Below are 12,782 nucleotides of genomic sequence, written 5' to 3' on the forward strand. Positions count from 1 at the left end.
AAGCGAGAAGTCGTGGCGCGGGTCACGCTGGCCGATGCGTTCGACAGTTTCTTTGCCGCGCGTCCCCACCTTTCCAGACATACGGTCGACAACTACACCCGCTCGGCCCGGCTCTATCTGAAATCCTGGCGCAGGAAGCCGATTAACGAAATCACCCGACAGATGGTGCTGAAGCGCCATCAGGAGCTTTCGACGGAAGTGGGCAAGACGACCGCGAACAATGTGTTCCGGCATTTCCGGTCGGTCTATAATTTCGCCGCCGCAACGCATGACGAGTTGCCGCCCAACCCGGCACAGATATTGACGCAAGCGCGGGCATGGCATCGCGAGCAGCGTCGACAGACGCTCGTTTCGGCGCAGGATTTGCCGAACTGGTGGAAGGCGGTCCATGCGGAGCCGGAGCATTCCCGCGACTTCCTGCTGACGGCGCTTTTTACCGGAATGCGTCGGGGTGAGCTGATGGCGCTGCGCTGGGAGAATGTGGATCTTGTCGCGAAGACGCTGCATCTGCCCAAGACGAAGAACGGCGACCCGCTGACCCTGCCGCTTTCCACCTTCCTGTTCGATCTTCTCTCTGAGCGCCGCAAACGGTCGAATGGCTCGCCCTTCGTGTTTCCGGGGCCAGGCAAGGGCGGACACCTTATCGAGACGAAGAAGTTTCTTCAGCGCGTCAGCGCCGGTGCCGGGGTCAACTTCACGCTTCACGACCTTCGCCGCACCTTCATCACCATCGCGGAGAGCCTGGACGTTCCCTATTACGCGCTCAAGCGACTGCTGAACCATCGCGCCACGGGCGACGTGACGGGCGGTTACATCGTCGTCAATGCCGAGCGCTTGCGCGGGCCGGTGGAACAGGTCGCGCAACGGATATTGGAGCTGGTCGATGCTGCGGACTGACGCGATGATATCGGGAACCGAAACGGTGCTGGAGCGGGTCTTGCGGACAATCATCGCAGCGCATCCGGTGGACGCAGAGACGGACCATTGCGTCGAACGCCGCCTGGGTCTGGCGATGAAAGCGCTCTTGGGTGCGCAGTCTGCGCAAGGTCGCGTAATCAATGAAGCGCTTGCCTATATGGTCCGCGAACGGCGGCGGGATATTTGCAATGCCGAAATGTCCGCCCTGGTTCCCACTTCGAACAGCGCGCCCGCCCGTTCGGTGGCCTCGCTCGCGGAAAGTGCGGCCCGTGAAATCCTTGGGCTCGATTGCCCGCTCGAGGTCCGCGAGGCGAAAGACCTGCTTTGTCGCGAATATAAGCGACAGGCCGTTGAAAGCGATCCTGCGGCCGAGGCCCTGCGAGATGAGGCAGTCTCGCGCATTCTGTGCGAGCTTGCGGAATGGGATGATCACAGCTTCTCGGTGAAACAAAATCGCTTGCAATCAAACCGCTAGACGCGAAAGGTTTGACGTGCTGCACTCACGGTTGAACAAGACCTGACATTGTGCGATGTTTAACACGGATGAGTAGACAGCTTCCAGCGGATGAAAATCCGTAGGCGGGTGACCTTGGGCTTGGACACTCTGGACTACACCCTTCGGGGGATTATTCCCTGCCATGTCCTGTGAATGATGAAGACCAAGAGCGAGCGGAGGCCGGAACCTATCGTTCCTCTTTGCGCCCGCCCGTGGCACGGCGCGGCCATTCACGGACTAACACAATGTCTCACAATGCAGCATCCCTTTCACGCGCGAGCAGCGCCACTCCGTTGCGCACCTTTGCCTATCCCGAAAAGCTTCTCACCACGAAAGAAGTCGCCACGCTCACCGGGCTCAGCGCGTCGTTCTTTCACAAGAGAAGAATATATGGCGGGGGACCCAAGTATCTCCGCCTGAATGCTCATAGCAAGGTCGGTGCGATCCGCTATCGCCTTCCCGATGTCCTCGACTGGCTCGCCGCCAGCGAATGCAACACGGAGGGTGGCGATCATGTCTGACCATCTCCAAGCCGACCCGAAGCGCGCCATCGCCTTCCTCTCCTGGCTGACACAGGGCGCGCCGCTGCATCTCGAACGCATGAACAGCGTCGGCCCTGAAAGCCCGGTACAGAAGACCTATGGGCTTCAAGAGCGGGAATCCGCAGAAAAATTCGTCGGCATCAACAATGCCGGCGATCTGCAGCGGAACATCTATTTCCTGCCGAATGGCGAGTTTCTGTCCGGCGGCCGGGGCAAGCGCAATCTTTCCGCCGCACGGTTTCTCCATGTCGATCTCGACGGCAAGGACTATCCCGGCTCGCGAGCGGAGCAGCTTGAAACCATTCTCGCCCTGCTGACCGATCCGAAGCGAATGCCGAAGGGCCTGCCGGCACCGACCGCGATATGCTTTTCCGGCGGCGGCTATCAGGCCTTCTGGCGCTTGAAGGAGCCGATGGATTGCGAGGCGGCGAAGGCGCTGAACCTTGCAATCCTGAGGGCCTATCAGGGCAAGGGTAATACCCAGAGCCCCGCGCAATTGATGCGGGTGCCGTTCACGGTCAACTGGCTGAACCAGAAGAAGCGCGAGGCCGGGCGCGAACCGGCGCTCGCCTTCGTGGGGGAGCCGGTCGGTCTCGACAATCCGCCCGTCGAATACATGGCGACGGATTTCAAGCTGAAAATCGACACGGCCAAGGCGCTCGCCGCCCCTTCGAGGGCGCTCGCCACGCCGGAAGCGACCGACATCCAGCCCCTTCCCTTGCCGGTCGATCTCTCGGAGATCATCCCGCCGAGCCCGGAATGGGCTGCGGCGCTGGTCGATGGCACTGACCCGCCCGGCAAGAGTTACGATTCGCGGTCCGAGCTGGTGCTGGCCTGCATCATCTGGCTGTTGGGAAACGATGTCGATCCGGGTCACGTGGTCTCGATCATCACCGATCCTGGCTTGAAGATCAGCGCGCATGTGCTCGAAAACCCGAATCCGCTGCGGTATGCCCAAAGACAGGTGGCGCGGGGATTGGCCTATATCGAGGCCAGGCGCGGCGACTGGCCGAAGGCGAGCCTCGAAGGCAACCCGCTGAAGGACCATCCCGACAATGTCCGCTATGCGTTGATGCGGCTCGGCGTCGATGCGCGCCGAAACCTCTTCATCAATGCCGACGAGATCACCGGCCAGGGTCTCGACGACCGCGACCTCAACGAGATCATCGAAATCCTGAGCAGCAAGTTCCTGCGGGACCTGCATTTCAAGGCGAGCCCAAGCGCCGTCAAACGGGAGCTGATCGCGGTTGCCCACGACCAGGCCTATCATCCGGTCATCGACTATCTCGACGGCCTCGCCTGGGATGGGACGCCGCGCATCGATACATGGCTGAGGGACTATTGCGGTGCCGAGGATAGCGAGCTCAACCGCGCCTTCGGCTCCAAGCTGCTGATCGCCGGTGTGCGGCGGATCAAGCAGCCCGGCGTCAAGTTCGACACGATGCTGGTGCTCGAAGGTCCGCAAGGGGCCGGCAAGTCCGGCCTCGCGGAGCGGCTTGCCGTCCGCAAGGAGTGGTTCTGCGGCAATCTCGATCTGAAGAGCGACGACAAGACCAAGGCCGAGCTGCTCGCCCGCGCCTGGATTGTCGAGTGCCAGGAGCTCGACGGCATGAACCACACCACGAGCCAGAGCCTGAAGAAATTCCTCAGCACGGATACCGACAATTACCGCAAGGCCTACGGTCACGATGCGCGCGGCTATCGGCGGCACTGCATCATTATCGGCACCACCAATGAAGACGCCTATCTTCGCGACCTGACCGGCAATCGCCGTTTCTGGCCCGTGAAGGTGGGCGAAATCGACCTGGCGAGGCTGAAGGAAGACGTGCACCAGCTCTGGGCCGAGGCGGTGGTGCGGGAACGGGCCGGCGAGGAGATCGGGCTTCCGCGCCACCTCTGGCAGGCGGCAGCGGACGTGCAAACCGTGCGGCTTGTCGAGGACACCTTCGAACCGGTGCTCGAAGACTGGTTCGGCGAGCGCACAGGCCGCGTCTCGCTGGAAAGCGTCAAGCTCCTCCTCGGCTTCGAGGGCGGCAGGATGCGGGCACCGGAGGCGCAACGCCTGCGGATGATCATGGACCGGATCGGTTGGGATTATAACACCTTCCGCCTGCACGATCCGGGCCAGGGCGGCATCTCGCCGCGCAAGGGGTTCGCGCGCGGCACCGACGATGAGCGCAAGGCGGAGTGGATCGCCCGGCGCGGCGATGGCGGCATGCCCACGCTGGAGCGGGCCAGGGCAGGCTCACCCGACGCGGAACCGCCGTTTTGAGTATACGCCAATGGCGTAACCGTAACCCGCGTAACGGTGCCGTGCGCGGTGCCGCGCGGCGGCAAGGGGGAGCGCCATACTCCCCCTCCTCCCGTTTGTCTTTTTGGGGCCAAGGTTACGGTTACAGGTTACACCCGCTGCCGCCAGCTTTGGGCAGATTGACCGGACTGCACCGCCGCCCGCACACGGCCCTCCGAGGCCGCCCAAGCGCAGCGGGCAATACCCCAGCACAAACGCGCCGGGCGCGTCTGACGGCCTCCGACGGGCCGCTGAGCGGGGTTATGGGTGGCGACCGTGGCTTTGCGGCGCGTGAGCGTCGCGGGAAGGGTGTATTTCGGGGACAGCTACCGACTATTGCCATCAAGCAGGTTGGCCGTGGTGGTCTCCAGGGCCTCTGCAAACCGCGCAACAACGGTGATCGTCGGGTTCCTGACCTGGCGTTCGATGCCCGAGACATAGGTGCGGTCGATCTCGGCCCGCGCGGCAAGTTCTTCCTGCGAGATATTCAGCCGTTTGCGGGCGGCCTTTATGTTTCGGGCGAGTATCGCGCGCACGTCTTCCATGGGGGGAATAAGTCACGAATGAAGACGATAAGCCCACGGACGATGAATCTCATTTTCGGCTTTCGCAGAAGGAATGTTGACTATAGGCTACATCGCAACAGGTCGAGGTCTGCGATGTGGGATATGGCAATCAAGCTTCTTGCCGGGCTAATTCTGATCTTCTGCAGTATGCAGTTGATCACATTCGCTGGACTGATCGCGTGGGGCATCTGGACGGACTCGATCAAACCGCGACTGATACCCTCCGAGGAGATCGCGCGTGTCGCCGACGAACTTATTGAACACTTCGCCGATCCCTCAGAGGAAGCTTTATTGCGGCAGCACGACGCGTGGTATCGAAGCGACGGCGCAGCGCAGACATATTGGCGGCGCGTGAGGAAGGCTATCAGGGCGCGCTCACACAGCTAATATTTATGTAAATTAGTATTTACTATTAAATAGACTCCCAATATTTCCCGAATCAAGCTACATTTTTATTTGTTTAATTGCGGAGATAATTTCGATGAGCAAAGACAGAGACAGGATGGTGTATAAGCGTCCCGATGGGACGTGGGTAAATAAGCGCAATGACACAAATCGAGCCTCTAGTGTGCATCAGACACAAAAGGAAGCGATCAAAACAGCTCGAGAAATGCTGCACAATCAGGGCGGTGGCGAGCTCACGACAAAGGGAACCAACGGCGAGATCCGCAGCAAGGATACAATCGCACCCGGCAACGATCCGAACCCACCACGCGATCGAGAGCATTAAACTTCACGCTAAAATAGCGAGTTTCTCACATGCCGGTAGTAATGCATTTCGCAACCTTCCTTAAACTACTTACCTTGAATATGGGTGACAAAATTAGGGATCTCGAACGTTATGCAAAGCCGGGCGGGTTTGACTTCTACAGACCGTCCCGAGATGGCATTGTTAAGCATTGCTCAGCAGGTCGAACGCGGGAGAACGTGCTCAGGGATATAGAAAATTCAGCCACGACAAAGTCTGTCGATAGAAATAAGGAAGTGTTTGAAAGGGTAGCGGTTTGGGTTGCCGGTCATCCGGGTCAGGCAAGCATACCGAAGCGCGCCGTCTGGCGTTCTCCGCATAAGACCTTCTCGGTTCATATCGAGCCCGAACTTTCTTACCAAGCTAAAAATGCGCAGCATGTTGTTGCTATATATCCGAGTAAGGATGTGCGCATTAATCGCGATCAGGCAGGCGCAGGACTAATATTGTTAAGTCGTGGTTACCGAGGGTCAGGTAATGAGAAATTTGGGATTCTCGATGCCTTTGCGGGTAAGGTTCACAGAACGCCTACAAATATTTCAGAGCGGCTTTTGGAGAATGAGATAGCGACCATCGAAACTGAGCTCTCCAGAATACTCTGATCTTCTTCTTCGGAGAGCTGGTGCCGCCTACGTGACTCGAACACGTGACCCCCGCATTACGAATGCGATGCTCTACCAACTGAGCTAAGGCGGCTTACCAAGCGCAGGGCCGGCCTACTATGGCCCTACTATTTTATTCTGTCATCCGCCAACCCGCTGGCTTCGAACGTCATTCTCGGGCGGACCCGGTAATTACGAATGATGTGCTCTACCAACTGAGCTAAAGCGGCCCGAACGCGGTTTCGCGTTGCAGTGCGCTGTTACAGGCTCTCGGGCGGTTTTTCAAGCGTCTTGCGCGCGGGGCATTTAAAAAAATGGCGGTCAGCCAATGCCCTTCAGCAGCGAGAGCGTTTCGGCGCGGCGGTCGCGGTCGGTGTCGAACAGGCCGCGGGTGACGAGAGTGACGGTCTTGGAGCCGTGGGCCTTGATGCCGCGCATTGCCATGCACATGTGCTCGGCCTCCACCATCACCATCACGCCCTTGGACGCCAGCGCATCATTGATGGCGTCGGCGATGTCGCCGGTCAGGCGCTCCTGCAGCTGCGGGCGGCGCGAGACGGTGTCGACCACGCGGGCGAGTTTCGAAAGCCCTGTCAGCCGCCCGCCCTCCGGCAGATAGGCGATATGGGCCTTGCCGAAAAACGGCAGAAGGTGATGCTCGCACATGGTGTGGAACAGGATGTCCCTCACGATCACGATGTCATCATGGCCGTCTTCCTGGAACACGGTCTGAAGATGGGCGCGCGGGTCTTCATCGCGCCCGGAGAAGACTTCCTGGTACATCTTGGCGACCCGAAGCGGCGTGTCGCTCAGGCCCTCGCGGGTCGGGTCCTCGCCGAGCGCCACCAGAATATCATGCACCGCCTTCATGATGGCCTCGCGCTGGAGACGCTCGGCCTCAAGGGCGTCGATATCGGTCGGAATCGTGTTCACGGGTCACCTGTCGGTCGGTTCTGTCGCGGGCTATGTAGGCCTTGCGACCATCAGGGTTCAAGCCCCGATTTTGCCCGTAGCGCGTCGGGCCGTCGCTGGTCGCGCGCCGTCAGCACGCAGGCGATCACGATCAGCGCGCCGCCGATCAGCGTCGGCCAGGCCGGGATCTCACCGAAGAACGCGAAGCCGTAGAAGCCGGCCCAGACCAGCGCCGAGTAATCGATGACGGCGTAGAGCGAGGCGGGAATGCGGGCGAGCGCCGAAATCAGGCAGATGAAGCCAAGCGCGCCGCAAAGCCCGATCAGCCCGATCTGCCAGGTGAGCCCGGCCGCCGGCGTCTGCCACAGCACCACGGCCATCGGCAGGCAGAACAGCGCGGCGAAGGCGGTCTGCATAAGGCTCAGCGTCACGGGGTGATCGTCGGCGGAGGACTTCTTCATCGCGATCGCGGTGAAGGCATAGGCAAGGGGTGCGGCGAGCCCCGCCGCGATCACCGGCAGTGTCACCGGCGGGCCGGCGAAGCCCGAGCCCTTGGCGGCGACGATCAGCGCCGAGCCGGACACCGCCAGCACAAGGGCGATCAGCACGAAGCGGCCCGGCCGCTCGCCGAACACCAGCGCGCCGAGCATCGCCATATAGATCGGCGCGGTCATCGCCAGCGCCAGCGCCATCAACAGCGGCATGCCGGCGAGGCCATAGAAGAACAGGCTTGCCGTCACCGCCGCCAGAAAACCGCGCAGCATATGAGCCTTCATGAAGCCCCGGCGCGGCCAGCGGCGCACGAAGACAAGAACGAACAGCGCAAGAAACAGCGCCGAGACGGCGTAGCGCAGGAACACGACCTGAAAGCTCGAGAGCTCCGCGCCGAGGCTCTTGGCAAGCGCATCCACGCCCGAAAGCAGGGCCACCGCCGCCACCGCAAGGCCGATGCCGGACATCCGGCTTGCTGCTGCCATGAACCCCTCCCGCCTGTACCCGCATGCCGGGCAATGTCACCAGCCGATAGCGCCGCCCTCGCGGAGGGTCAAGCCACGCAACCGGCCGGGCGGTTCGCCCGCAGACTTAAAGAGAGGCTCAAAGATGGCCGAGGATGAAATCCACCCGGGCTTCCACCGTCGTCTTCGGCAGAATGACCGGATGATAGCCGTGTTCGGGGTAGAAATGCAGAAGGCGCTGATATTCTTCGCGGCCCTGTTCCAGATCGTGCCGGCGCTCGTCGTCGGTCTCGAAAATCTCCGGCCAGGGCGGGGTGAGAAACGCCGTCGCATTGTAGCGATAGGCTGAAAGCAGGTCGGGTTCGAGAAAGCCGCCGGCATGGGCAAGCGCCGCCGCCGCGTCCACCAGGCCGCGGTCGAAGAACACCGGGCCGCGATGGTCGCGCATTTGTTCGAAATCGGCGATCGCGACATCTATGGCGCGGCGGGCGAAGGCTGCAAGGTTCACCCATGGCAGCGCCGCGCCCTCGCCCGCCAGTTCCTCGGCAACGATCCTTCGGCCGGGCTCTTCCACCGTCGCGTAGCCGCGACGGGCGAGCGCGGCAAGCAGCGTCGACTTGCCGCCGCCCGAACAGCCGGAAAGGACGAAGAAATTGTCCATTGCGTCTCAGGATTTTCCCGTGCAGGCGATGCCCGGATCGTTCTCGCCCTTGGTGACGTCATAGAGCGTGGCGTCATCGCCCGTGCTCCACCAGACATAGGGACCGGCGGCATAGCGCGCGCCCGAACCCGAGATGACATTGGCCGCGATGACGTGATTGTCGGGCCACTGGAGTTCCGCAAGCATGATCTGGTCGCTGTTGATATAGCGGGCGTCGAGCGTGAAATCGCCGCAGTCATAGCTGGCGGAAATCTCGGCGGCTCCGCTCGGCAGCGTGATCGAAACCGCGTCCTCCGCCAGGGCGGGAAGGGCGGCGAAAGAAAACGAGATGGCGATGAGGGCAGCAGTCTTCATGGGGTCCTCCTGTTATGCTGACGGCATCATACACGGCTTCATGGCCACCGCCGACACGCATAGGTTTATCGCAGAAATTTCGGTGTGGACCTTGCAATCGCCGGCCGCCGACGTATAACCGCCGGCCCTTGCCCACCATGACAGGATAAGCCCCATGACCGCGCTCGGCCTCGACTTCGGCACGACCAACACCGTGATCGCGATCCCCGGCGCAAGCGCCGGCGAAACCCGCTCGCTCGCCTTCGAAAGCCGCGCCGGGATCACCGATACGATGCGCACCTGCCTGTCCTTCATGAAGGATCGTCAGGCAGGTTTCGGCGCGCCGCTGGCAACGGAGGCGGGTGCTGCGGCAATCCGTACGCTGATCGACCATCCCGGCGAGTGCCGGTTCCTGCAATCGATCAAGACCTATGCGGCAAGCCCGCTGTTCAAGGAGACGGCGGTGCTGGGCCGGCGGCATACATTCTCCGACCTGATGGCGGTGTTTCTGGAGAAGCTGATGACCTATGCAGGCGACGGATGGCCTTCCGACGTGTCGCGCGTGGTTGCGGGCCGGCCGGTGCGCTTTGCCGGCATCAGCGCGGATGAAGAGCTGGCGCTCGAACGCTACAACGACGCGCTGTCGCGTTTCGGCTTTCCGGAAATCCGCTTCGTGCTGGAGCCGGTGGCCGCCGCCTGGTATTTCGCCGAGCGGCTCAAAAGCGACGCCAATGTGCTGGTCGCCGATTTCGGCGGCGGCACCACCGACTATTCGATCATCCAGTTTTCGAAGGCCGCCGGGAAGCTCTCCGCCGAACCGCTGTCGCATTCCGGCGTCGGGGTCGCCGGCGACATGTTCGACTACCGGATCATCGACAATGTGGTGAGCCCGATGATCGGCAAGGGCACGCATTACAAGAGCTTCGGCAAGACGCTCGACGTGCCGTCGAACTACTACGCCAATTTCGGCCGCTGGAGCCAGCTCTCGATCTTCAAGACCACCCGCGACTTCACGGACCTGAAAAGCCTGGTGCGCGACGCCACCGATCCGGACGCGCTGGAGCTTTTCATCGAGCTGATCGAGAATGACGAGGGCTATCCGCTTTACGAGGCGGTCTCGGCCACAAAGCGGGCGCTGTCGGAAACGGATGAGGCCGAATTCTTCTTCGCGCCCCTCGGTCGCAACAGCCGCCGCAGCATTCGTCGCGCGGATTTCGAGGGCTGGATTGCCGGCGAGCTCGCCCAGATGGAATCTGCGCTCGACGAGGCCATCGACGGCGCAGGGTTGTCGCCGAAAGACATCGACAAGGTGTTCCTCACCGGCGGCACCTCCTTCGTGCCGGCGGTGCGCCGGATTTTCGAGAACCGGTTTGCGGATATCGAGACCGGCGGCGAACTGCTGTCGATCGCCCATGGGCTGGCGCTGATCGGCAAGGACGACGCGTTTGCGGTGGACGTGTGACGCTGATCTTCGGAGCTCAAGGGGTTGAGAGCAAGCTAGAAAGGTCTGTCAAAGCCGCCTCGCCCCGCAAGGGGCAAGGCGAGCCTGCCGGCCAGATCAGCCCTTGGCGTTATACTTCGCGTCCAGATCGTTGATCGCCTGGACATTGCCGGCGGAGCGGCCATTGGGGTCGAATTCGCAGGCGAGATAGGCATCGGCGATTGATTTGGCGAGTTCGGTTCCGATCACGCGCGCGCCCATGGTGATGACCTGGGCATTGTTGGAGAGTGCCGCACGTTCGGCCGAATAGGTGTCGTGGGTCTGGGCGGCGCGGATGCCGGGGACCTTGTTGGCCGAGATCGCGACGCCGATGCCCGTGCCGCAGCAGAGAATCGCCCGGTCATAGGTGCCGTCCAGAATGCCGGCGGTAACCCGGTCGGCCAGGTTGGCGTAAAATTCGTTGCCATTGTTGGGTGGGGTGCTGAGTTCGGAGACGGTGAACCCTTCGCGGCCGGCCAGATGCTCGGCGATGACCTTGGCGAGCGGGGCTCCGGCGCTGTCTCCTGCGACTGCAATCTTCATGGTGCTTTCCTTTCGAGAGAATAGTGGTTCAGATGACCTTCGCGACCCGCTCCAGAATGTCGAGATAGCCCTCGACATGCCAGGCGGAACGGCCGATGAACAGCCCGTCGACATGGTCGCAGGCGATCATGTCGGCCGCGTTTCCGGGGTTGACGCTGCCGCCATAGAGGCAGGGCAGTTCGCGGCCGGTCACAAGCCGCGTGGTGTCGATGATCTTGGCCTGCCGCGCCTCGGCATAATCAGGCGTGGCCGGGTGACCGCGTTCGCCGATCGCCCAGACCGGCTCATAGGCAAAGATGATCTCGGCCTGTTTCTGCTCATCGCTCAGACGCGACAACGCGGCCTCGACCTGGGCGTGCAGCACGTCGTCGGCGCGGCCGGCATCCTTTTCCGCCTCGGTCTCGCCGATGCAGATCAGCGGGATCATGCCGTGGCGCACGGCGGCCTCGGTCTTCAGCCCGACGGTCTCGTCGGTCTCGCCGAAATTGGCGCGCCGCTCCGAATGGCCGAGCTCGACGATGTCCATGCCGCAATCGGCGAGCATCACCGGCGAAATCTCTCCGGTCCACGCGCCGTGATCGTCCCAATGCATGTTCTGCGCGCCGACCAGAACGTCGGCATCAGCCAGCCGTGCCTTGACCTCGCGGATCGCGGTGAAAGGCGGAATGACGAAGCGCTGGATGCGGTCATCGCTTCCGGCAGCGGCGAGCGCGTCAGCATAGGCGACGGCCTCGGACAGCGTCTTGTTCATCTTCCAGCTGGTTCCGACAAAGAACCGGTCAAACCGTGCCATCGCTTATTCTTCCTCTGCGAAATACAATTCTATGCCCTGGCTTGCGAGCTCCGCGGCCTGGTCTTCCGGCAGCGCCCGGCTGGTGACCACGCCGGCGAAGGCATCGAGATCGGCCAGCCGGTGCAGGGCGGTGCGGCCGAACTTTTTATGGTCGGCCATCAGATAGGATTTCTGCGCGACCGCCATCATCGCGCGCTTGACCTGCAGCACCTCCTGATCCTGGTGGCAGGCGATGCGGCCATGGATCGAAGAACTGGTGATCAGCGCGATATCGGCGCGCAGGTCGGCAAGCGTAGCGGTGGTGATGACGCCGAAAAAGCCGTTGAATTTTTTTGAAAAATCGCCGCCAAGCGCGATCAGGCTGATGCCGCCCTGACCGGACAGCCCGTTAATGATCGAAAGGTTGTTGGTGATCACCGTCAGCGGCCGCTTTTCGATCAGGAAGGGAATAACCGCCTCGGATGTCGAGCCGTCATCGACCATCACGCTCATGCCCGGTTCGATGAAATCGGCGGCGCGCCGCGCGATCGCGCTTTTCAGCGCCGGCGCCATCTTCGCGCGATAGCGATAGTCGCTTTCGAACTGGCCGCTCGCCTCGATCGTCGCCCCGCCGCGCACCTTGCGCAACAGGCCCTCGGCCTCAAGGTCGTCGAGATCGCGGTGGATCGTCATCTTCGAGACGGCGAAGCGCGCGGCCAGATCGTCAAGCGAAACCGTGCCTTCCTCGACCAGCAGGTCGACAATATCCCGGCGGCGATCTTCAAGCTTCAACAGGCGGCTCCTTGCGTTTGATGACAGGTCACTAACATCACGATCCCCCATAATCAATCATTGTGAAGATAATATGTTATGTTTGAGTGTGATTTTGTGAAGCAGACAGGAGCACCCGATCAAGCTACGCTTTGCCCGAGCCGCGCTTTTGCTCTATCAGGATGCGGATGC

At 61.7% G+C, this 12,782-nt stretch carries 16 protein-coding genes and 1 tRNA gene; 8 read left to right on the forward strand and 9 right to left on the reverse strand.

Going from position 1 to position 12,782, the window contains the following annotated elements:
* Positions 1-12 precede the first annotated feature (12 nt).
* The 4 genes from V6765_RS14410 to V6765_RS14425 all read left to right on the forward strand — a co-directional run bounded on the left by V6765_RS14410 (position 13) and on the right by V6765_RS14425 (position 4,228).
* Positions 13-897, forward strand: a complete 885-nt coding sequence (locus tag V6765_RS14410) for a tyrosine-type recombinase/integrase (protein WP_448430906.1) — start codon at positions 13-15, stop codon at positions 895-897.
* Positions 898-937: 40 nt separating this feature from the next.
* Complete coding sequence (locus tag V6765_RS14415) at positions 938-1,393, forward strand: hypothetical protein (RefSeq protein ID WP_448429928.1); 456 nt, start codon at positions 938-940, stop codon at positions 1,391-1,393.
* A gap of 266 nt (positions 1,394-1,659) precedes the next feature.
* On the forward strand, positions 1,660-1,935 hold the full coding sequence (locus V6765_RS14420) for a helix-turn-helix transcriptional regulator (RefSeq protein ID WP_448429930.1): 276 nt from the start codon (positions 1,660-1,662) through the stop codon (positions 1,933-1,935).
* On the forward strand, positions 1,928-4,228 hold the full coding sequence (locus tag V6765_RS14425) for a VapE domain-containing protein (RefSeq protein ID WP_448429932.1): 2,301 nt from the start codon (positions 1,928-1,930) through the stop codon (positions 4,226-4,228). Before V6765_RS14420 ends, V6765_RS14425 begins: the two co-directional genes overlap by 8 nt.
* Before the next feature lie 344 nt (positions 4,229-4,572).
* On the opposite strand, the gene V6765_RS14430 is transcribed toward V6765_RS14425, so the two are convergent.
* Positions 4,573-4,791, reverse strand: coding sequence for a helix-turn-helix domain-containing protein (locus tag V6765_RS14430; RefSeq protein ID WP_448429934.1), 219 nt, complete (start codon positions 4,789-4,791; stop codon positions 4,573-4,575).
* Positions 4,792-4,914: 123 nt separating this feature from the next.
* Between V6765_RS14430 and V6765_RS14435 the strand changes: the two genes are divergently transcribed.
* The 3 genes from V6765_RS14435 to V6765_RS14445 all read left to right on the forward strand — a co-directional run bounded on the left by V6765_RS14435 (position 4,915) and on the right by V6765_RS14445 (position 6,162).
* A complete protein-coding gene (locus V6765_RS14435; RefSeq protein ID WP_448429936.1) occupies positions 4,915-5,199 on the forward strand; it encodes a hypothetical protein in 285 nt (94 codons plus the stop codon).
* A gap of 94 nt (positions 5,200-5,293) precedes the next feature.
* The gene (locus tag V6765_RS14440; protein ID WP_448429938.1) at positions 5,294-5,542 is read left to right on the forward strand and encodes a DUF2188 domain-containing protein; all 249 of its coding nucleotides are present in this window, start codon (positions 5,294-5,296) and stop codon (positions 5,540-5,542) included.
* A gap of 29 nt (positions 5,543-5,571) precedes the next feature.
* Complete coding sequence (locus V6765_RS14445; RefSeq protein WP_448429940.1) at positions 5,572-6,162, forward strand: hypothetical protein; 591 nt, start codon at positions 5,572-5,574, stop codon at positions 6,160-6,162.
* An 18-nt stretch (positions 6,163-6,180) separates the two neighbouring features.
* Here the strand turns inward: V6765_RS14445 and V6765_RS14450 are convergent.
* The 5 genes from V6765_RS14450 to V6765_RS14470 form a co-directional block, all read right to left on the reverse strand.
* Positions 6,181-6,256 (reverse strand) — tRNA-Thr (locus V6765_RS14450).
* Between the two features lie 227 nt (positions 6,257-6,483).
* Entirely contained in the window at positions 6,484-7,095 is a 612-nt protein-coding gene (gene folE, locus V6765_RS14455; protein ID WP_448429942.1) for a GTP cyclohydrolase I FolE, read from the reverse strand.
* A gap of 50 nt (positions 7,096-7,145) precedes the next feature.
* Positions 7,146-8,051, reverse strand: a complete 906-nt coding sequence (locus V6765_RS14460) for a DMT family transporter (RefSeq protein ID WP_448429944.1) — start codon at positions 8,049-8,051, stop codon at positions 7,146-7,148.
* Between the two features lie 118 nt (positions 8,052-8,169).
* Positions 8,170-8,691 carry an AAA family ATPase gene (locus tag V6765_RS14465; protein WP_448429946.1) on the reverse strand — a complete coding sequence of 174 codons (522 nt, stop codon included), beginning with the start codon at positions 8,689-8,691 and terminating at the stop codon, positions 8,170-8,172.
* Between the two features lie 6 nt (positions 8,692-8,697).
* On the reverse strand, positions 8,698-9,045 hold the full coding sequence (locus V6765_RS14470; protein ID WP_448429948.1) for an MliC family protein: 348 nt from the start codon (positions 9,043-9,045) through the stop codon (positions 8,698-8,700).
* Positions 9,046-9,199: 154 nt separating this feature from the next.
* On the opposite strand from V6765_RS14470, the gene V6765_RS14475 reads away from it, so the two are divergent.
* Positions 9,200-10,486 carry an Hsp70 family protein gene (locus V6765_RS14475; RefSeq protein WP_448429950.1) on the forward strand — a complete coding sequence of 429 codons (1,287 nt, stop codon included), beginning with the start codon at positions 9,200-9,202 and terminating at the stop codon, positions 10,484-10,486.
* Between the two features lie 96 nt (positions 10,487-10,582).
* Here V6765_RS14475 and derI read toward each other — a convergent pair whose 3' ends face one another.
* From derI to V6765_RS14490, 3 genes are read right to left on the reverse strand one after another with little or no spacing between them, the layout of a single operon-like run.
* A complete protein-coding gene (gene derI, locus V6765_RS14480) occupies positions 10,583-11,047 on the reverse strand; it encodes a D-erythrulose-4-phosphate isomerase (protein ID WP_448429952.1) in 465 nt (154 codons plus the stop codon).
* Positions 11,048-11,075: 28 nt separating this feature from the next.
* A complete protein-coding gene (locus tag V6765_RS14485) occupies positions 11,076-11,840 on the reverse strand; it encodes a triose-phosphate isomerase (RefSeq protein WP_448429954.1) in 765 nt (254 codons plus the stop codon).
* Between the two features lie 3 nt (positions 11,841-11,843).
* The gene (locus V6765_RS14490; RefSeq protein WP_448429956.1) at positions 11,844-12,611 is read right to left on the reverse strand and encodes a DeoR/GlpR family DNA-binding transcription regulator; all 768 of its coding nucleotides are present in this window, start codon (positions 12,609-12,611) and stop codon (positions 11,844-11,846) included.
* Between the last annotated feature and the right edge of the window lie 171 nt (positions 12,612-12,782).

The sequence above is a fragment of the Martelella sp. FOR1707 genome (assembly GCF_053484265.1).

Coding starts and splice junctions, on each gene's coding strand:
- V6765_RS14420 (WP_448429930.1), top strand. CDS start 1,660: ATGTCTCACAATGCAGCATCCCTTTCACGCGCGAGCAGCGCCACTCCG.
- V6765_RS14425 (WP_448429932.1), top strand. CDS start 1,928: ATGTCTGACCATCTCCAAGCCGACCCGAAGCGCGCCATCGCCTTCCTC.
- V6765_RS14430 (WP_448429934.1), bottom strand. CDS start 4,791: ATGGAAGACGTGCGCGCGATACTCGCCCGAAACATAAAGGCCGCCCGC.
- V6765_RS14435 (WP_448429936.1), top strand. CDS start 4,915: ATGGCAATCAAGCTTCTTGCCGGGCTAATTCTGATCTTCTGCAGTATG.
- V6765_RS14440 (WP_448429938.1), top strand. CDS start 5,294: ATGAGCAAAGACAGAGACAGGATGGTGTATAAGCGTCCCGATGGGACG.
- V6765_RS14445 (WP_448429940.1), top strand. CDS start 5,572: ATGCCGGTAGTAATGCATTTCGCAACCTTCCTTAAACTACTTACCTTG.
- V6765_RS14460 (WP_448429944.1), bottom strand. CDS start 8,051: ATGGCAGCAGCAAGCCGGATGTCCGGCATCGGCCTTGCGGTGGCGGCG.
- V6765_RS14465 (WP_448429946.1), bottom strand. CDS start 8,691: ATGGACAATTTCTTCGTCCTTTCCGGCTGTTCGGGCGGCGGCAAGTCG.
- V6765_RS14470 (WP_448429948.1), bottom strand. CDS start 9,045: ATGAAGACTGCTGCCCTCATCGCCATCTCGTTTTCTTTCGCCGCCCTT.
- V6765_RS14475 (WP_448429950.1), top strand. CDS start 9,200: ATGACCGCGCTCGGCCTCGACTTCGGCACGACCAACACCGTGATCGCG.
- derI (WP_448429952.1), bottom strand. CDS start 11,047: ATGAAGATTGCAGTCGCAGGAGACAGCGCCGGAGCCCCGCTCGCCAAG.
- V6765_RS14485 (WP_448429954.1), bottom strand. CDS start 11,840: ATGGCACGGTTTGACCGGTTCTTTGTCGGAACCAGCTGGAAGATGAAC.